Origin of the sequence: Actinoplanes sp. NPDC051859 (assembly GCF_044452725.1) — a bacterium.
Classification (GTDB): Bacteria; Actinomycetota; Actinomycetes; order Mycobacteriales; family Micromonosporaceae; genus Actinoplanes.
This window is the reverse complement of sequence record NZ_JBITBX010000010.1, coordinates 196,129-213,655: the sequence shown is the minus strand read 5'-3', so window position 1 is coordinate 213,655 and position 17,527 is coordinate 196,129. Positions and strand designations below refer to the sequence as shown.

General features: G+C 69.6%; 17 protein-coding genes. 7 read left to right on the top strand and 10 right to left on the bottom strand.

The window, feature by feature from the left end; all coding sequences use genetic code 11:
- Position 1 precedes the first annotated feature (1 nt).
- Genes ACIA1L_RS24930 through ACIA1L_RS24910 form a run of 5 tightly spaced genes read right to left on the bottom strand, consistent with a single transcriptional unit; the run spans position 2 to position 4,045 of the window.
- Complete coding sequence (locus tag ACIA1L_RS24930) at positions 2 to 1,066, bottom strand: methyl-accepting chemotaxis protein (RefSeq protein ID WP_396075310.1); 1,065 nt, start codon at positions 1,064 to 1,066, stop codon at positions 2 to 4.
- The gene (locus ACIA1L_RS24925; protein ID WP_396075308.1) at positions 1,059 to 2,114 is read right to left on the bottom strand and encodes a chemotaxis response regulator protein-glutamate methylesterase; all 1,056 of its coding nucleotides are present in this window, start codon (positions 2,112 to 2,114) and stop codon (positions 1,059 to 1,061) included. The genes ACIA1L_RS24930 and ACIA1L_RS24925 overlap by 8 nt, the downstream gene beginning before the upstream one ends.
- The gene (locus ACIA1L_RS24920; RefSeq protein ID WP_396075307.1) at positions 2,111 to 2,605 is read right to left on the bottom strand and encodes a chemotaxis protein CheD; all 495 of its coding nucleotides are present in this window, start codon (positions 2,603 to 2,605) and stop codon (positions 2,111 to 2,113) included. Before ACIA1L_RS24920 ends, ACIA1L_RS24925 begins: the two co-directional genes overlap by 4 nt.
- The gene (locus ACIA1L_RS24915; protein ID WP_396075306.1) at positions 2,598 to 3,437 is read right to left on the bottom strand and encodes a CheR family methyltransferase; all 840 of its coding nucleotides are present in this window, start codon (positions 3,435 to 3,437) and stop codon (positions 2,598 to 2,600) included. Before ACIA1L_RS24915 ends, ACIA1L_RS24920 begins: the two co-directional genes overlap by 8 nt.
- Complete coding sequence (locus ACIA1L_RS24910; protein WP_396075305.1) at positions 3,437 to 4,045, bottom strand: chemotaxis protein CheW; 609 nt, start codon at positions 4,043 to 4,045, stop codon at positions 3,437 to 3,439. The genes ACIA1L_RS24915 and ACIA1L_RS24910 overlap by 1 nt, the downstream gene beginning before the upstream one ends.
- A gap of 256 nt (positions 4,046 to 4,301) precedes the next feature.
- Here ACIA1L_RS24910 and ACIA1L_RS24905 point away from each other — a divergent pair, with 256 nt between their 5' ends.
- The 3 genes from ACIA1L_RS24905 (at position 4,302) to ACIA1L_RS24895 (ending at position 7,780) form a co-directional block, all read left to right on the top strand.
- On the top strand, positions 4,302 to 6,011 hold the full coding sequence (locus ACIA1L_RS24905; protein WP_396075304.1) for a methyl-accepting chemotaxis protein: 1,710 nt from the start codon (positions 4,302 to 4,304) through the stop codon (positions 6,009 to 6,011).
- Positions 6,012 to 6,045: 34 nt separating this feature from the next.
- Positions 6,046 to 6,657: a hypothetical protein gene (locus ACIA1L_RS24900; RefSeq protein WP_396075303.1), complete on the top strand. Its 612-nt coding sequence runs from the start codon at positions 6,046 to 6,048 to the stop codon at positions 6,655 to 6,657.
- Positions 6,658 to 6,823: 166 nt separating this feature from the next.
- On the top strand, positions 6,824 to 7,780 hold the full coding sequence (locus ACIA1L_RS24895) for a hypothetical protein (protein WP_396075302.1): 957 nt from the start codon (positions 6,824 to 6,826) through the stop codon (positions 7,778 to 7,780).
- Here ACIA1L_RS24895 and ACIA1L_RS24890 read toward each other — a convergent pair.
- Positions 7,755 to 9,341, bottom strand: coding sequence for a UDP-N-acetylmuramoyl-L-alanyl-D-glutamate--2,6-diaminopimelate ligase (locus ACIA1L_RS24890; RefSeq protein ID WP_396075301.1), 1,587 nt, complete (start codon positions 9,339 to 9,341; stop codon positions 7,755 to 7,757). The genes ACIA1L_RS24895 and ACIA1L_RS24890 overlap by 26 nt on opposite strands.
- 89 nt (positions 9,342 to 9,430) lie before the next feature.
- Positions 9,431 to 10,279 (bottom strand): lipid II:glycine glycyltransferase FemX, encoded by an 849-nt coding sequence (locus ACIA1L_RS24885; RefSeq protein WP_396075300.1) that lies wholly within the window; start codon positions 10,277 to 10,279, stop codon positions 9,431 to 9,433.
- Positions 10,280 to 10,599: 320 nt separating this feature from the next.
- Between ACIA1L_RS24885 and ACIA1L_RS24880 the strand changes: the two genes are divergently transcribed.
- A complete protein-coding gene (locus tag ACIA1L_RS24880) occupies positions 10,600 to 11,550 on the top strand; it encodes a lamin tail domain-containing protein (RefSeq protein WP_396075299.1) in 951 nt (316 codons plus the stop codon).
- Between the two features lie 48 nt (positions 11,551 to 11,598).
- A complete protein-coding gene (locus ACIA1L_RS24875) occupies positions 11,599 to 12,288 on the top strand; it encodes a TetR/AcrR family transcriptional regulator (RefSeq protein ID WP_396075298.1) in 690 nt (229 codons plus the stop codon).
- Positions 12,289 to 12,303: 15 nt separating this feature from the next.
- On the opposite strand, the gene ACIA1L_RS24870 is transcribed toward ACIA1L_RS24875, so the two are convergent.
- From ACIA1L_RS24870 to ACIA1L_RS24860, 3 genes are all read right to left on the bottom strand, one after another.
- Positions 12,304 to 13,014: a hypothetical protein gene (locus ACIA1L_RS24870; RefSeq protein ID WP_396075297.1), complete on the bottom strand. Its 711-nt coding sequence runs from the start codon at positions 13,012 to 13,014 to the stop codon at positions 12,304 to 12,306.
- A gap of 11 nt (positions 13,015 to 13,025) precedes the next feature.
- A complete protein-coding gene (locus ACIA1L_RS24865) occupies positions 13,026 to 13,676 on the bottom strand; it encodes a DUF6230 family protein (protein WP_396075296.1) in 651 nt (216 codons plus the stop codon).
- A gap of 99 nt (positions 13,677 to 13,775) precedes the next feature.
- Positions 13,776 to 14,870 (bottom strand): PucR family transcriptional regulator, encoded by a 1,095-nt coding sequence (locus tag ACIA1L_RS24860; RefSeq protein ID WP_396075294.1) that lies wholly within the window; start codon positions 14,868 to 14,870, stop codon positions 13,776 to 13,778.
- 182 nt (positions 14,871 to 15,052) lie between these two features.
- On the opposite strand from ACIA1L_RS24860, the gene ACIA1L_RS24855 reads away from it, so the two are divergent.
- Together ACIA1L_RS24855 and ACIA1L_RS24850 are read left to right on the top strand one after the other, a co-directional pair.
- Positions 15,053 to 16,270 (top strand): YncE family protein, encoded by a 1,218-nt coding sequence (locus tag ACIA1L_RS24855; protein ID WP_396075293.1) that lies wholly within the window; start codon positions 15,053 to 15,055, stop codon positions 16,268 to 16,270.
- A 12-nt stretch (positions 16,271 to 16,282) separates the two neighbouring features.
- Entirely contained in the window at positions 16,283 to 17,527 is a 1,245-nt protein-coding gene (locus tag ACIA1L_RS24850; RefSeq protein WP_396075292.1) for an FAD-binding protein, read from the top strand.

Genomic DNA, 17,527 nt, shown 5'->3' with positions numbered 1-17,527 from the left:
CCTAGAAGAAGGTGATTTCGGATTCGGACGGCGCCGCGCTCGCCCCGGACTTGTGGGCCTCGCGTTCCTCGGCCATCGTGTAGTTCGCCGCGAGGGCGTCCAGCAGAGCCTGCGGATCCAGCGGCCGACCCTCGCCGGCCCGTTCGCCGGCCTCGGCGACCACCACCGGGAACTGGTCGATGCTGTCCCGCAGGTGCTCGAGGATCTGCCCGACCCGGTCCTGGAACTGCAGGTTCACCAACGACTGGCTGATGTCCGAGCGGATGCCGACCGCGGCCTGCTCCAGTTCGGCCGACGAGTTCTGCATGCCTTGCAGCACGTCGCGCAGGTCGTCGAGGACGGCTTGCACCTCCGCGTTGGCGTGCGCGACCGCCTGGTCCTCGCGGCCGGCGCTCTCCTGGGCGCTGGCGATCACCGAACCGATGGCCGCGGCGACGCCGGCCACCTTCGCCGAAATGCGTTCGCTGGTGCTGTGCGAGCGTTCCGCCAGGTCGCGGACCTCGAGGGCGACCACGCCGAAGGCCGCGCCGGCCGCGCCGACCCGAGCTGCCTCGATGGCGGCGTTCAGCGCGAGCAGGTTGGTCTGTGCGGCGATGCGGGTGACCTCGCCCGACATCTGCCGCAGCTCGTCGTTGAGTGTCAGCAGGGTTTGCAACTCCTCCAACGCGGCCCGCTTGGCGGTCAGCGCCGTGTCCAGCGTGCCGACGACCTCGCCGAGGCGGTGCTGACTGCGGTCGAAGGCCGACCCGTGCTGGTCGTGCATGGCGCCGGACGACGAGGCGAGCACGGCGTCGAGGTTGTCCACGATGCCGGCGAACTTCTCGGTCACTTGGCCGATCGCGGACTCCATCTGCCCGCGAGACGAGTCGATTTGCGCCGACCAGACCGGGGCCACCTGCTGGGCGAACTCCGTCATGCCCGACATCGGATCCCCGGCGACCGGCGCCGCCCGGGTGCGCACCTCAACGGTGGGTGCTGCCGCGCGCCCGAGCCGCCATCGGGCGAGCAGATAGCCGCCTGCGCCGCCGACGAGCAGGGCGACGACGATGCCGATCACCTCAACCATGGTGGTGGATCACCTCCGCGAGCGAGCCCAGTGGGCTCTCCCGGTCGACCGCGCCGAGCAGGACCGCCTCGCGGGGCATGCCGTGCACGACACAGGTGGCCTCGTCCTGGGCGACGGTGAACGCGCCGGCCTTGCGCATCTCCAGCAGGCCGCGCGCTCCGTCGTCGCCCATTCCCGTCATGATCACGCCGACGGCGTTGCGTCCGGCAACTTTCGCCACCGAGCGGAACAGCACGTCGACAGCGGGCCGGTGCCGGTTGACCGGCGGCCCGTCAAACACCCGGACGCGGTAGCCGCCGGTGCGCTGCAACTCCATGTGCCGTCCGCCCGGGGCGACGAGAACCTGGCCGGGCAGCACCGGGTCGCCGTCCGCAGCCTCCTTGACCCGGACCCGGCACATCCCGTCCAGCCGTTCAGCGAACGCCGACGTGAACTTCTCCGGCATGTGCTGCACCAGGACGATGCCGGGGCAGCCGCGATTCAGCGCCGGAAGCACTACTTCGAGGGCCTGCGTCCCGCCAGTGGACGTACCGATCGCGACCACCCGCTCGGTGTCCGTGACCGGCCCGCCCGCGCCGACCGGCGTCCCCACCCCGGCCGGGACGTACGCCTGAGCACGGTTGGCCGGGCTCAACCGGCGTGCGTTGCTGGCTGCGGCGGCCCGGACGGCGGCCACGATGTCGCCGCTGTCGTCCTCGAGGAACTTCTTCAGCCCGGTCGTCGGCTTGGCGACCACCGCGGCCGCCCCGGCCGACAGGGCCTCCAGCGTCGTCTCGGCGCCCTTGCGGGTCAGCGTGGAGCAGATGACCACCGGCGTCGGACGGGTTGACATGATCTTGCGGAGGAAGGTGAGGCCGTCCATCCGGGGCATCTCGATGTCCAGCACCACCACGTCCGGCCAGGTCCGGTTCATGTGCTCCATCGCGAAAATCGGATCCGGTACCGCCCCGATGACCTCGATCCCGGCGCTGCCCCGCAGCCGCGAGGACAGCACCTGCCGGACGACTGCCGAGTCGTCGACGATCAGCACGGTGATCCGCCCGGTCATGTCCGGCTCCCCGCGCCGACGAGGTTCAGGCAGCGCAGCCACACGTGCCCGGTGGTCAGCTCGAAGATCAGCCGCCGGGAGCCGTGCCCGCCCAGCTCACACGTGGTGACCGTGAACCCGGACCGCTTGAGCAGCTCCAGACCGACCCGGGCGTTCTGCTGCGCCACGCCGGTGAGCGGGCCGGTGAGGTGCGGGAACTGTTCCGCGCCGCCGAAGACCTTGACCACGTACTCGCGTGGGTGGCTGCCGTGCCGGGCCACCTCGCGCCGGAACATCTCCACGGCGTCGTCGGCGTAACGACCGTCCAACCCGGTGGCCGGCGTCGTGGGATGCCGTCCGGGCAGCAGGTAGTGACACATCCCGCCGATGTGTCGCCGCGGGTGCCACAACGTGATCGCCACGCAGGAGCCCAGCAGGGTGTGGAGCCGGGTGTTGGCGCTGGCGAACCGAAAGCCACCCGGATTGATGTGGAGGTCGACGAACTCAGGCACGGTCCACCCCCGTGGGAGCGAGCCGATAGACCGACGGCTCGACCATGCGCAGGTCCGACGGGATCGCGTTCAGCGACTCGGAACTGCCGATGACCAGGAAGCCGCCGGGGACCAGGACATTCTGCATACGGTCCACGAGGTCGCGCTTGGTCTCCAGATCGAAATAGATCATCACGTTGCGCAGGAAGATCACGTCGAAGCTGCCGAGCTGTCGGATGTCCTCCATCAGGTTGATGCAGTGGAACTGGACCCGGCTGCGCAGCTCGCGGCAGATCGTCATCAGGCCCGCGTACTCCTCGCGGCCGCGCAGGCAGTAGCGGCGCAGCATCGGCTGCGGGATCTTGGCGGCGGCGTCCATCGAGTACAGCGCCTTGCGGGCCGTCTCGACCACCCGGCTGGAGATGTCAGTGCCGAGGATCTCCCACTGGGCCGGCGGCAACGACTCCGCCAGGACCATCGCCCCCGTGTACGCCTCCTCGCCGGTGGAACTCGCCGCACTCCACATCCGGAAGGTCCGGCCCGGCGCCCGCTGGGGCACGATGACCCGGCTCAGCAACTCGAAATGCCGGGGCTCGCGGAAGAAGAACGTCTCGTTCGTGGTCAGCAGGTTGATCATCTGGTGCAGCTCGACCTCGTCCTGGCCGCCCCGCAGCATGGCGAGATATTCGCCGTACCCGCCCAGCCCGAGCTGCCGCAGTCGTTTGTCCAGCCGGCCGGCCACCAGCGCTTCCTTGCCGGGGGCCAGCGCGATGCCGGTGTGGTCGTGCAGCAGGGTGGTGATCTGGCGGAACTCGTCGCCGGAGAGCTGCCGGGTCGCCGCGAACGGCTGCATCAGCGCGGCTCCGGTGCGGCTGTCGTGCCGCCGTCTCCCGCGGGCGGCTGCTGCCGGGCAAGGTCGCCGAGGCTGACCATGTCACTGATCGACAGCACCCGGCTGACGTCCAACACGATGAGGAAATCCTCGTCCCGCCGCGCCATGCCGCTGATGTAGTCGGCGCGGATACCGGCGCCGAACGCCGGGGCCGGCTCCATGTTGCCCTCGTCGAGGGTGACGACCTTGTTGACCGCGTCGACCAGGATGCCGATGTCCTGGCCCTCCTGACCGTCCTTGGTCAGCGGGGCACCGTCCTCGTCGTCGGGCAGCACCGTGTCACTGATGTGCACGATGATGATGGTCGTACGCCGTAGGATGGCCGTCGTCCCCCGCGCGAACCGGACGGCCAGGTCGATCACCGGCACCGCCCGCCCCCGCAGGTTGATGACGCCCCGGATGAACTCCGGCATCATCGGCACCACGGTGAGGCTGCGGTACTCGAGGATCTCCTTGACGTGGAAGATGTCCAGCGCGTACGACTCGCCGTTGAGGGTGAACGTCAGATAACGGCCCGACTCCGCCGTGGCCGCATCGCGCACCCCGGCCGACATCGCATTGGTGGTCACCCCGGTCTCCCGCCTGCCCGAGTTCGCTTCTCCGGTGCTATTCGACCAGATTTCGCAACGCTCCCGCAGCACGTCCGGCACTTGCGACCGAGTGCTCCCGGAATCCCGTTTCGGGGCATTCGGCAAGCCATTCCCGAAAGCGCTTCGGAAATGGGGTTTTCGCAGGTAGGACGCCGATACACTGGCCCTCGTCATGGGTCGGTACCACCATTTGGGTGGCCCGGCCCGGCGGGGGGACAACAAGGGAGCCTGGACAATGGCCGACACGGTGGACGCACGCCGCCATCGCAGCGGATTCTCGTTCCGAGACATGTCGATCGCCTGGAAACTGCGAACCCTGGCACTCATATCCGGCGTCCTGTTGATCGCCGTCGGGGCCGTCGGCATCGTGCAGCTCGGCAGCACGCAGAACCGACTCGAGACGCTCTACTCCGACAACCTGAACTCCGTGAAGCAGCTCGGCGATCTCCGCGCCGGCTATCTGCAGGTCCGGCTGGACATGCGCAAACTCTCCACGGCGGCCGCGGAGGCCCGGGCGGGCGCGAGCCGGGCGCTGGACGACTCGATCGCCAGCCTGGACCGGATCTGGGCGGCCTTCTCCGGGACCCACGCCATCGAGAACGGCAGCGACGAGCAGGCCTTCGCCACCGCCTGGGGCACGTACAAGTCCCTGGCGACCGAGAAGCTGAAGCCGGCGGCGATGGCGGGCGAGATCGCCGAGTTCAACCGGATCAGCGCCACCGAGGTGGAACCGGTGTCCGATGCGGTCGCCAACAGCGTCGACAGCATGATCGGCGAGCAGGACAGTGCCGCCAAGGATTCCCTGGACGCCTCCGCATCGGCCTACAGCACCTCCCGTACTCTGCTGATCGCGTTGATCGTGGTGGCGATCCTGGTGACGATGCTGGTGGTGCAGCTCATCACTCGGGCGATCTCCCGCCCGTTGCAGGAGACCGTCAACGTGCTTACCGGACTGTCCAACGGGCGCCTCGACCAACGGATCGCAGTCCGCGGCCACGACGAGGTCGGCAGGATGGGCAACGCTCTGAACAGCGCGCTGAGTCGGCTGGGGGAGACGGTCAGCACGGTGGTGGACTCGGCGGCGCAGCTCAACATGGCGTCCAATCAGATCAGTGGCGCCTCGCAGAGCCTGTCCCAGGCGGCGACCGAGCAGGCGGCCAGCGTGGAGGAGACCACGTCGAGCGTGCAGGAAATGACCGCCGGCATCTCGCAGAACAGCGACAACGCGGTCGCCACCGAAGGCATCGCGGCCAAGGCGGCCGCCGAGGCGCAGGAAGGCGGCGAAGCGGTGGAGAAGACCGTCGCCGCGATGAAGGAGATCACCAGCAAGATCGGGATCATCGACGACATCGCCTTCCAGACCAACATGCTCGCGCTCAACGCCACCATCGAGGCCGCCCGCGCCGGCGAGCACGGCAAGGGGTTCGCCGTCGTGGCAACCGAGGTCGGCAAGCTCGCCGAGCGCAGCCAGATCGCCGCTCAGGAGATCAGCGAGCTGGCAGCGGGCAGCGTGCAGACCGCCGAGCGCGCGGGTGGCCTCCTCAACACCATCATTCCGAGCATCATCCGTACGTCCGACCTGGTCCAGGAGATCGCCGCCGCCAGTGGGGAACAGTCCACCGGCGTGCGACAGATCAACGTCGCGATGACCCAGATCGGCAAGGTGACCGAGCAGACCGCCTCCTCGAGCGAGGAACTGGCCGCCACCGCGGAGGAGATGTCCGCCCAGACCGCCCAGCTCAAGCAGATGATGGACTTCTTCGTCACCGGCTCCAGCAGCCACCGTCCGATCGTGACGGGCACCGTGGAGCCGGCCGGCCGGCAGTCCTGGGCCAACGACAACTACCAGCGCGGCGGGGTCTACAACGACAACAAGATCTCCACGATGAGCAGTCGCGGCGAGGTCGCCGTCCCGGATCTGGAGAGCAAGTTCGAACGCTTCTGACGCCGGGTCGCGGCCATCGGGTATAACCGGGCGCATGCACAGTGAATCGCTCATCGGCCTGCTCGCCGAAATCCCGGGCACGGATGTGTCCGCCGAGGCCGGCGTGGTGACGGTTCACGTACCCGCGATCGGCGACTCGGTCCGACTCAAGATCCGCGACATTCTCGGCTTCGAGCAGATCGTCGTACCCACCGGAGCGCCAGGCCTCGAGCTCGGCATCCGGCGCGGTCACGAGGAACTGCCGCTCATCGTCACCGTCGACGACGTGGTGTTCATGCCGGCCTATGCCGCCGACATGCTGGTGCCCGGCGCCGAGGTACGGGTGCCGGCCACCCCGGACCTGATCACCTACTCCGAGATGCACCGCGACGTCCGCGCCCTGGGCCGGGCGGTGGACATCGAGGGCGCCGAGTTCGACGACGACATCCTCGCCGCCACGCTGCTCGTGCACCGCTGCTTCCTCGCGGGTGCGGTCCGGGTGGGCTTGTGGCCGGTCCGCGTCGCGGCCTGGTGGGAATACTGCTGGTCGCGGGTCGGCGACCGCCTCCCGCTGGGTCCCTTCCGCCCCGACCCGGCCTGGGACCGGCTCATGGCCGACGTCCACGAAGCCCGCCGCCGCTCCGGTCAACCCGTCCGCCGGGACTAACCCGTCTGCAGGTGGGCTGACCCGTCTGCAGGTGGGCTGACCCGTCTGCAGGTGGGCTGACCCGTCTGCAGGTGGGCTGACCCGTCCGCCGGGACTTTCCCGCCCGCCAAGACTGACTCGTCGCCCGGGAGCGATCGATGGCGGCCAGGATGACACGATTTGTCCTATGCGTTCGGCGTCCCCGGAGCCCCACGGGCCGGCTCGGCCCCACCCGGCGATCTTTGTCCCGCCCCGCCGCCGCCACCCGGACCACTGGCTCGACCGGCGCTGCGACGAGGTGATCTCTCCCGCGGTGCGGTCGGCGCTGTGGCGTTTCGTGTGCGGCACGATCCCGGTGACCCACCCGGACACCCCGGAGCCCGCCGGCACGCCCCGCCTCTCCGGCCTCAACGACGGCCGGGGCGCAGCAGTGAAAATCGCCATGCTGAGCACCGAGCGCAGCGGCGTCTGCCTCGTGCTTCGGGCCGGTCCCGGCGAACCAGACCCCGGCCCCGGTCCGCACCGGCCGTGGCGGCAGGCCCTGGGCCGGCCGGGCGTTCGAGCCGGCGCCACCGTTGTCACCGGCATCGACCAAGTCGCACCCGCCGACGTAGCCGCGCTCCTTGCCGGCTGCGGGCCCGGTGACGATGCATGCGCCACCGATCTGCCCGATGCGCCTGGGCTACCGGCCGCGCCGAGCCGCACTCCGCCGGGGTCATCGTCAGCGCCGAGCCGCACTCCGCCGGGGTCATCGTCAGCGCCGAGCCGCACTCCGCCAGGGTCATCGGCGCCGAGCCGCACCCCGCCCGGTCTATCGGCAGCGCCGAGCCCTCAGCTGCCCAGGCTGGCGAGGGCTCCGGGTGGCGCACCGCCCGTCGCGGACCAGCAGTGGCTGGTGGTGCGGTTGGCCGTACCGGAGGGGATCGGCACGTTGTCCGTCGACCCGGGCGACGGGCTGCTGCGGCCGGTCCTGGACTTCACCGTGCTCGGCCTCGGCGCCGACCGGCCGCCGGGGGAGCGCCCGACGCACTGCCCGCGCTGTACGGGCGGACGGGTGCGCCGGTACGCCACCTTCGACCTGTGCCCTGACTGCGGGTGGCTGGCCCGCGGTCAGGCGCTCATCCGGAGTGCCCCGGCGCCGTGATGCTGGCGGTCCGGTCGGCGGCGGCCCGCTGCTGGGGGACCCGCCCGGCTTTGGTGCCTTCGGCGATCCAACCGTGGTCGGCGAGCACCAGGCGGACCTGTTCGGCGTCGTTCCAGGCCACCTTGCCCTCGGCCAGGACCTGGTGCCGCTCGTGGCCCTTGCCTGCCAGCACGATGGTGTCGCCGGGTTTGGCGAGAGCGACGAGTTCGCGCAGCGCGGCCCCGCGGTCCACGTTTACCAGGATCTCGGCGGTCGCGTCGTGCTGCTCCCGGGCGCCGGTGACGATTTCCTCGGCGATGGCGGCGGGGTCTTCGTACCAGGGGTTGTCGGCGGTCACCATGACCACGTCGGCGAGGCTGGCGGCGACGGCGCCCATGGGGGCCCGGTTGGCCGCGTCGCGCCCGCCGGCGTGGCCGAACAGCACCATGAGGCGGCCTTCGGTCTGCGGCGTGACGGTCTTCAGCACGGTCGCCAGCGCGTGCGGGGTGTGCGCGAAGTCGACGAACACCTGGAAGGGCTGCCCGCAATCGACGCGTTCGAGCCGGCCGTCCACGGTGGTGACCTCTGCTGCGGCGCGGACCGCCTCGAGCGGTACGCCGAAACCCAGCGCGGTGGTCGCCGCGGCGAGCCAGTTGTAGACGTTCACCCGGCCGGGGATCACGGAGACGATCTCGCTGCTGCCCCAGGGGCTGGTCAGGGTGAACGTGGTGCGCTCCGGTTCGCAGACGATGTCGACCGCGCGGACGTCGGCGTCGTTGTCGATGCTGTAGCTGTAGATCCGCTTCGGTCCGTTGCGGCGCATGACCTCGGAGGCCGGGTCGTCCGCGTTGACGACGCCGAAGCCGTCCGGCGCTTTCTCCGCGACCATGGCGAAGAGCTTGGCTTTGGCGGCGGCGTACTCCGGCATGCTGCCGTGGAAGTCCAGGTGTTCGGGGGTGAGGTTGGTGAAGACCGCAACACCGAACGTGCAGCCGCGGACCCGCTGCAGAGTGAGCGCGTGCGAGCTCACCTCGGTGACGGCGGTGGTGCAGCCGGAGTCAGCGAGGCCGGCCAGCATGCGGTGCAGGTCGCCGGCTTCGGGGGTGGTGAAGCCGAAGTTCGCCGGGGCTGCGCCGTCGCCGGCGGTGAAGCCGACGGTGCTGAGCCGTCCGCTGCGCTCGCCGTGTGCCTCGAGGATCGCGTGGATCATGTGCGTGGTGGTGGTCTTGCCGTCGGTGCCGGTGACGCCGATCATCCGGAGCCGCTCGGGGGTGGGCCCGTAGACGGCGGCGGCGACGTCGGCCAGGGCGGCGCGTGCGGACGGGACCCGGATGACGGCGGTGCCCTCCGGCACGTCGACGGGTCCCTCGGCGACCACGCCGACGGCCCCGCGCTCGAGCGCGCCGGGGACGAACTGGCGGGCGTCGTGCTGCTCGCCGGGGATGGCGACGAACAGCTCGCCCGGGCCCACCCGGCGGGAGTCGTGGGTGACGCCGGAGACGGTCTGGTCGGCGTCGCCCTGCACCAGGGAGGCGCCGGGTACGGCGGCCAGCACGGCCCCGAGGGTCGGATTCGTGGTCATGGAAAGGGGACGCTCCCCGGGTGCCTCGGTGTGGCAGTCAGCGGAATTTTTCACACGATGGTCATCGGCTCTTGACAACTCCGCCACAGCTATTCGGCCACCTTTCCCGCGAAGCGCTCCTTGTCGGTGATCGGCATCTCCCAGGTGCCGAGATAGGCGCGGTACCGCCCGCCGAAGGACTGCTTGAACATGGTGAAGCCGGCCCAGGGGTGGTCGGGCTGGTCGGCGGGGGCAGCGCCCATGAAGTCGAAGACCTTCTGGCCGCGCTCCTGCGCGTCGAGCACCATCGTCGCCAGCATCGGACCGCCGGGGTGCAAGTTGCGGGCCTCGAGCAGGCTGCCGGAGTGGGCGTAGTACCGGGTGGTCTCGCTCTCGTACACGATGGCGGCGGCGACCGGCTTGTCGTGGTGGCGCGCGACATAGAGGGTGCAGGCGTTCCGCTCGAGCAGCGCCTTGGCCTGGTGCCGGTAGTAGTCGTCGTTGTGCGCGATCATCCCGGTGTTGTTCGAGACGTCCCGGATCATCTCGAGCAGAATTTCCACGTCCGCCACGTCGGTGCTGGACGTGATGCTCAGCCCTTTTTTGTGGGCGTTGCGGAACCGGTTGCGGTTGTTCGCCGAGAACTCCCCGAACAGCTGGTCGCGGGTCTTGTCCAGGTCCTGGACCCAGGTCAGGCCGGGCTGCAGGTTGCGGGCCGGGAAGAACCCGAGGGCGGCGACGTCCTCGCGGGCGACCGGCGCCCACGGCTCGGAGCGGATGAACAGCACGTTGTGCTTCTCGCCCAGCGCGCGGATGGCGGCCACCGCGGCGGTGTACGCCTCGAGATTCTCCGCCACCGGGCCGTACGGGCAGTAGAGGCGGGCGTTCTCGCCGGCGCGCTCCATGATCGCCATGGTTTGCCAGCCGGGACCCTCGGCGAAATACACCTCGCGTCCCATTGACTGCTGGAATGCTGCCCAATGGGTTGTTTGCAGAAAATGTCCGTCGCGCTGGTATATCTGCTGATCCCACGAATCACCGGGCAACACGGAGTGCCACGGCCATGATGCTTCGAGTGACATTTACATCCTCCACCAAGCGACAGGAACGACGACCACAGTAAGGCGGATCCTCCCGCGCGTCGGGGCCGCCCCTTTCCTCAGCCGAATTTGTGACGCACCGGGTGACACCCGCCCGGTCCGGACGGCGTCATCCACCTACGCCGAACAGCCGCTGGACAGCGCTAAGACCGGTCCGGCCGCGGTCGATCTCTGAGGTCATGCTGCGCCGTCTCGCCCTCGTGCTGTCCGCCATCCTCGTGGCGAGCGGGTTCGCCGTGCCGGCATCCGCGGCAACCGCTTCCTGCCTGCCCACCGGCGGCGGCCCGGCCTGCCAGGTCTGGACCGGCAAGGTGGTCCGCGTCGGCGACGGCGACACCGTCCTGGTCGACATCGCCGGCGACGGCAAGAACAACCCGCGCTGGATCCGGCTGATCAACGTGCAGGCGATGGAGCTGACCACGTACTCGTCGGTCGCCGCCCGCCGTCGCGGCGAGTGTCACGCGGTGGCCGCGACGGCCCGGTTCGAGCAGCTCGTCCGCGCCGGTGGGGGAGTCGTCCGGCTCACCGCCCAGCACGCCGAAAGCTCCAGCAAGAACCGCCCGCTGCGCAGCGTCCAGGTCCGGATCAACGGTCAGTGGCGCGACGTCGGCCTCGACCTGCTGCGCCACGGCCTCACCCTGTGGCAGCCGTTCAAGGGCGAGTACGCCTGGAACGCCACCTACCGCACGGCCCAGGCGCGGGCCGCCGAACAGGGCCTGCACCTCTTCGACACCGATGCGTGCGGCAGTGGCCCCGCGCAGAACGCGGTGCTGACGGTGTTCGTCAACTACGACGCCGAGGGTGCCGACGAGAAGAACCTCAACGGCGAGTACGTCCGCATCGACAACGCCTCCGCCTACCCGGTGCCGCTCGGCGGCTGGTGGGTCCGCGATTCGGGGCTGCGCCGGTACACCTTCAAGGCAAGTGTGGTGGTCCCCGCCGCCGGCTCGGTGTTCGTCCACGTGGGTGCGGGTGTGGACACCGCCACTCACAAATATTGGGGCCTGACGACGCCGGTGTTCGACAACCCGACCGACGACGAGCAGGCGTTGGGTGATGGTGCGTACCTGTTCGACCCGAAGGGTGACCTCCGCGCCTGGATGCAATACCCCCGCACCCCGGCAGCGTGATCGCGCCTCAGGTCCTAAGCTGTGCGCCTCTGACTGGGAGGGTGCAGCATGGTCGACGTCGCCGGTGAGCGCGGACGCCTGCCCGGATCTCGCCCGGCCGACGCGGCTCGGCTGCCGCGGGGCCGGCACGATCTGCCCCGCGAGTTCATCGCGAGCACCCAGCGGGAACGGCTGATCGACGCGATGGCGCGGGTGGTGGCGCAAAAGGGCTACGCAAGCGCGTCCCTCACCGAGGTCTGCGCGACGGCCGGAGTGTCCACCCGCGCCTTCTACGAGCACTTTTCGGACAAGGAAGCCTGCCTGCTGGCGGCCTTCGACCTCGGTATCGGCCTGATGCAGCGGGCGGTCGCCGAGGCGTTCGCCCAGCCCGAGTTGTGGCCGCAGCGGATCCACCGCGGGCTCGAAACGTTGCTGCGCATCCTTGCTACGGAACCAGCGTTCGCGTCACTCGCGGTCGTCGAGGTGCTGGCGGCCGGCGCGAAGGCGCGCGAGCGGCGACAAATGCTGGTGGAGGGCTACATAGGTTTCTTTGCCGAGGTGCCCCGCCGCCCGGGCGCCCCCGAGGTGCCTGACGGCGTGGTGGAGGCGGTCATCAACGGCGTCTACGGCGTGATCTTCGATCTGGTGTCGACCGGGCGGGCGGCGGAACTCCCGGACCGCCTGCCCGGCCTCACCTACTTCGTGCTGGTGCCCTTCCTGGGACCTGTCGTAGCAGCCCGGGTGGCCCGAGGATCCTGAGCGCGGTGGGCGCGCTCAGCCCTCCGGCGGCGGCGCGGGCGTACCGTCGGTGACGGTGATCTGCTGCGTCGCGTCGGTGGTGTCGGAAACCGTGTACTTCGCCTTGAACACGGCAGTGGTGGCGCCGGTCGGGCAGGCGAGGCCACCGGTCACCGTGATCGGCAGGCTGACTCCGGCGGAGAAGTCGAGCACCGGCGGACTGGTCTCGGTGCCGGCGATCCACGGACCGGTCAGCGTCGCCGGCCCGTTCGGTGCGACCGTGACCTTGCACGAGGCTAGTCCGGTAATGGTCGTGATCACCCCGGCGGTGGGGATGGTCATGGTGCCGGTCGGTCCCGCTGCGTCGTACGCCAGTGAGATCGTCCAGTCGCCGTTGGTGGTGTTCGAGACCGTCCGGGCCGTCGTGAACGGCACGTTGGTCGGGCAGGCGGCCCCGTTGACACCGAACGTCGCCGGGCTGAGCGGCGAGACGACCGCCCCCTCCGGGTTGGTGTTGTCCGGCTCGGCCGGCACCTCTCCGGTAGTCGCGGAGGCACTGCAGTTGACCGTGGTGTTGCCGACCACGAAGCCCGCGGTCGTCCCGCTCACCAGCGCGGCGGCGTACGCGTGACCGGCAGGTCCCACGGTGGTGCCCGATGCCTGGGCGAGGGCGGGTGCGGCGGGTAGCGCGCCAAGGCCGAGGCCCAGGGCGGCGGCGACCACGCCGGTACGGCGGAGGTGTCGCATTCGTTCTCCTTTTAGAAGCACTCGTCCTTGCCCCACTTGAGGGACAGCTTGAGGTTGCGGAGGTTGAACTCGGCCGCGTTGGTGGACCAGGCGACCTGCTTGAGGTTGGTGATGGTGACCTTGTCGGCCTGCTGGCTGAAGAAGCCCTCGCGGCGCTGCGCCTTCTCGTTGGGGTCGTTGTCCGGACCCTTGTCGAGAGTGGACGCGTCTCGACCGATTTCGATCGTCTCGAACCTGGCGTTGCCATCGAGCTGGGACATGTCGACGACCATGTTCTTGGCGGTCACCGGCGTGTCGCCCTGCCCGGCCCGGATGATCAGGCTCACCGAGCCGAAGTCGCCCAGGTCGGTGATCACCGACTGGCAGAGGTTCTTGAGCGTGGCGGTCTTCATCGCCGAAACCGCCACCGGTTCCGGCTTCTGGCCGCCGTCGCTGCCCGGGTCGAGGCGGGCGTCGACCGTGCCGTACTGGATGAAGCCCGTGGCTACGAGCTCGTCGGCACTGACTTTGAACTGCTGCCCGGAGACCACGAAGCTGGACGCCAGCGCGCCCTGGGCCACGAGCGACACGACCCCGGCGGTGGCGACGGAGCTGAGTGCCAGGATGACGCCGAAGCGGCGCCAGTTCGTACGTCCGGTTGTTGTCGAAGGGTGATCCGTCACCGTCGTCACTCCTCAGGGGAGGGGTTCAGAAAAGATAGTTTTTCTGAATGTTCGGACGGTAGCCCCGGCGTGGAACAAGCGTCAAGACATGAACAACGATCAATGTATTTCGACTGCTTCGGGCGGCCGTGAAGGTCGCCAGGAGTGCAGCGCCCACCACCAGCGCACCGTCTCGGGCACGGTCAACCGATCCGTGATTCCGGTGAGTTCCTGCAGCCTGCGCAGCCGATAGCGCACCGTGTTGGGGTGCAGATGCAGCGCCTGCGCGGTGCGGTCCAGGCGCTGCCCGTGGTCCAGGTAGGACCGTGCGGTGGCGACTAGCTCGCGGTGAAAGTCGTCGCCGGGGTCCAGCGCGCCGAGCAGTCTCTCGCGCAGAAATTCGGCCAGCATGGGTTGGGCGGCGAGGGCCGTCTCCGCGGCAATTTCGGTCACCTCGCGGACCCCGCCGATCCGAGTGCGCAGGGCGATCCGGCAGAGCGCATATGCCGCCGGTGCCTGGGCCAGTTCCACCGGCGGAGTGGTCACTACCAGCGCAGGGGAGGTGGGTAGGGGTGCAGGGAGTCGCGGGACGAGCCCGGACAATCGCCCGTCGACCGGTGCCACCACCCCACCGACCTGGGTGAAGGCCCGTTCCAGGCGGCGGACCTGGGCCGCGTCGGTCACATCCGAGGCCACGCAGTGGTAGCGGGTCGGAGTCTGAATGCCGAACCGGGCCGGATCCGGTGTCGGGCCGGCGTCGTCGCGCTCGCCGAGCAGCAGCAGGCGGAGCACCGCGATCCGGGCGTCGCGGTGATCGCGATTCAGCTCGCGGCGCGCCGCCCGGTAGCTGTCGGCGACGTGCCGCTCCAGCAGGAGTCCATATCGGTCGAGGCGTAGCAGTGCCTGCATGAGAACCTCGGCCGGGATGCCTGCGGCGCGGCCGCGCTCGATGGCGATCTCCAGGATCCGGCTGCGCCCGGCGTGGACGCCGGACAGCAGGGCGGCGACGGGCACGCCCAGCGCCGCTCGGCCGGCGGCGAACCGGCCGGCCTCGGTGAAGTCCGGCTCGCCGTCCCGGACGAACGCGGCGAACCCGGCGGTGAGCAGGGCGGCGACCGCGGTCCGGCCCTCAGCCCAGGGCCGCCGGGAGGCTTCCGGGAACGCGGCGCACACGGCACGGACCACTTCGTCGACCAGGTGCGGATCCGCTGCCATGTGGTGCACCAACGCGGTCAGGGTATCCGGTTGTCCTCGGTGCACAACGGGGGAGTTCGGCATTGGTTCCCGTCCTCTACCGGCCCGGATGGCATTCATAGTCTCCTATGGGTTACCGCAAAGTAACACCTTTCTTCGGAGGCGTCGTGCGTGCTGTGTCCGTACCCAAGGCAGCTCGAAGCTTGGCCGCATTCTTGCTGGCGGTGACCGCGGGTGTGGTTCCCGCTGCGACCCCGGCCGCCGCGGCACCCGCCCTGCGGGAAGTCATGTTCGTCGGCAACAACTGGGACGGGACGGTCGACGTGATCGAGTCCCGCGGCGACTTCGCCAAGATCGGCCGGATCGGTGTCGTGCCCGACCGGCGGGAACGGCTGCGGGAGATCTACACCGACCCGATCAAGCTGATCTTCTTCCTGGGCATCCGACTCGGCCCGGGTGAGGGCAACGACCAGCTTGTCGACGACATCTACTCCACTCCCGAGGGCGACGCGCTGGTCGTGTCGCGGCCGAGCTTCGCCGACGTGGTCTCGATCGATCTGCGCACCGGCGCGGTGCGCTGGCGGTTCCCGGTGTCCGGCTTCCGCAGCGACCACATGGCAGTCTCACCCGACGGCAACAGCGTGGCCGTCTCGGCGTCGACGTCCAACAAGGTGCACGTGCTCGACATCCGCACCGGCCGGGAGCTGGGCAACTTCGACACCGGCGACCAGCCGCACGAGAACCTCTACACCGACGGGGGGCGGCTGCTCTGGAACTCGTCCATCGGCGCGGTGACGACCGCCCTCGACGACCCGTCCCAGGACTGGACCAAGGGCGATCGGCACCTCACCATCGCCGACACGCAGACCTTTGCCACCGTACGCACGATCGACATGCGGGATCGCCTCGACGCGGTCGGCCGCACCGACCTGAATGACGCCGTCCGTCCCGCGGTCTTCACGCCGGACGAGTCCACGCTGTACTTCCAGCTGTCCTTCTTCGGCGGGGTGGTCGAATATGACGTGGCGAGTGACAAGATCACCCGAATCCAGGAGTTTCCGAAGAACCCGGAGACGAACGAGGACCGCACCACGTGGGTGAACGACTCGCGCCACCACGGTCTGTCGATGAGCCCGGACGGCGGCAAGCTGTGCGTGGCGGGAACCGTGGACGACTACGCGACGATCGTCGACCGGGCCACGCTCACTCCGGGAGAACTGGTGAGCGCGAGCAAGCCCTACTGGGCGACCGTCAGCGGCGACGGGCTGAGCTGTGTCATCTCCGAGTCCGGCGCCGACCAGGTGTCGGCGATCAGCTTCGCGACCGGCCAGCGGATCGCCACGGTGGCGGTCGGCGACCACCCGCAGCGGGTCCGCATCGGACACGTCACCGACACCTGGACGCCGCCCACCGGCAAGTGATGTGCTGCGGGCATGAGCGATGCGCGGGTCACCAACTGGGCGGGCAACATCGTCTTCAGCACTTCCGCTCTGCACCGCCCCACCAGCGTCGAGCAGGTGCAGGACCTGGTTGCGGCCGGTGGCCCGGTCAAGGTGCTCGGCAGTGGGCATTCCTTCAACCGAATGGCCGACACCACCGGTGACCTGATTTCGTTGGCCGGGCTGCCCCGGATCGCCGAGCTCGACCCGGACCGCACCTCGGTCCGGGTCGACGGCGGCATCCGGTACGGCGACCTCGCCGAGCTGCTGCACGCCGAAGGGCTGGCCCTGCACAACCTGGCGTCCTTGCCGCACATCTCGGTCGCCGGCGCGGTGGCGACAGCGACGCACGGCTCAGGCCGGCAGCACGCCAACCTCGCCGCCGCGGTCTCGGCGATCGAACTGGTCCGCGGGGATGGCACGCTCGTCACGCTGCGCCGAGGCGCCCCCGGCTTCGCGGGCGCAGTCGTGCACCTCGGCGCGCTGGGGGTCGTCACCGCGCTGACCCTCGATGTCGAGCCTGCTGACGAGCTCCGGCAATACGTCTACGACGACCTTCCCCGCGCCGCGATTGAGGCGCACGTGGACGAGATCCTCGACGACGGTTGCAGCGTCAGTCTCTTCACCACCTGGACCAGCCCGGACATCTCGATGGTGTGGCTCAAGCGGCGCGAGTCCATGCCCGCCGGCGACTACCACGGTGCCCGTCGCGCGCCTGAGCCCCGGCACCCCGTCCCGGGCATGCCCGCGCAGAACAGCACCGACCAATCCGGCGAACCGGGTCCGTGGCACACCCGGCTGCCGCACTTTCGGATGGAGTTCACCCCGAGCAGCGGCGAGGAACTGCAGTCCGAATACCACGTGCCGCGCCAGCGGGCGCTCGACGCCATCGACGCCCTGCAGGCGATCGGCCACCGGATCGCCCCGGCGCTGCAAGTCTGCGAGCTGCGTACGATCGCAGCGGACGACCTGTGGCTCAGTCCGAACTACCGCCGCGACACGTTTGCGCTGCACTTCACCTGGATTGCCGACGCGGACACGGTGTTGCCGGCGGTGGCGCAGGTCGAGCAGGCTCTGGCACCGCTCGACCCTCGCCCGCACTGGGGCAAGATCTACACCACCGACCCGGCCACCGTACGCGCCCACTACGAGCGCTTCGACGACTTCGTAGCCCTGGTCCACGAGTTCGACCCGTACGGCGTGTTCCGCAATCCGTGGCTCGACGACCTGCTCGGCTGA

Coding starts and splice junctions, on each gene's coding strand:
- ACIA1L_RS24930 (WP_396075310.1), bottom strand. CDS start 1,066: ATGGTTGAGGTGATCGGCATCGTCGTCGCCCTGCTCGTCGGCGGCGCA.
- ACIA1L_RS24925 (WP_396075308.1), bottom strand. CDS start 2,114: ATGACCGGGCGGATCACCGTGCTGATCGTCGACGACTCGGCAGTCGTC.
- ACIA1L_RS24915 (WP_396075306.1), bottom strand. CDS start 3,437: ATGCAGCCGTTCGCGGCGACCCGGCAGCTCTCCGGCGACGAGTTCCGC.
- ACIA1L_RS24905 (WP_396075304.1), top strand. CDS start 4,302: ATGGCCGACACGGTGGACGCACGCCGCCATCGCAGCGGATTCTCGTTC.
- ACIA1L_RS24900 (WP_396075303.1), top strand. CDS start 6,046: ATGCACAGTGAATCGCTCATCGGCCTGCTCGCCGAAATCCCGGGCACG.
- ACIA1L_RS24895 (WP_396075302.1), top strand. CDS start 6,824: ATGCGTTCGGCGTCCCCGGAGCCCCACGGGCCGGCTCGGCCCCACCCG.
- ACIA1L_RS24890 (WP_396075301.1), bottom strand. CDS start 9,341: ATGACCACGAATCCGACCCTCGGGGCCGTGCTGGCCGCCGTACCCGGC.
- ACIA1L_RS24885 (WP_396075300.1), bottom strand. CDS start 10,279: ATGGGACGCGAGGTGTATTTCGCCGAGGGTCCCGGCTGGCAAACCATG.
- ACIA1L_RS24880 (WP_396075299.1), top strand. CDS start 10,600: ATGCTGCGCCGTCTCGCCCTCGTGCTGTCCGCCATCCTCGTGGCGAGC.
- ACIA1L_RS24875 (WP_396075298.1), top strand. CDS start 11,599: ATGGTCGACGTCGCCGGTGAGCGCGGACGCCTGCCCGGATCTCGCCCG.
- ACIA1L_RS24870 (WP_396075297.1), bottom strand. CDS start 13,014: ATGCGACACCTCCGCCGTACCGGCGTGGTCGCCGCCGCCCTGGGCCTC.
- ACIA1L_RS24860 (WP_396075294.1), bottom strand. CDS start 14,870: ATGGCAGCGGATCCGCACCTGGTCGACGAAGTGGTCCGTGCCGTGTGC.
- ACIA1L_RS24850 (WP_396075292.1), top strand. CDS start 16,283: ATGAGCGATGCGCGGGTCACCAACTGGGCGGGCAACATCGTCTTCAGC.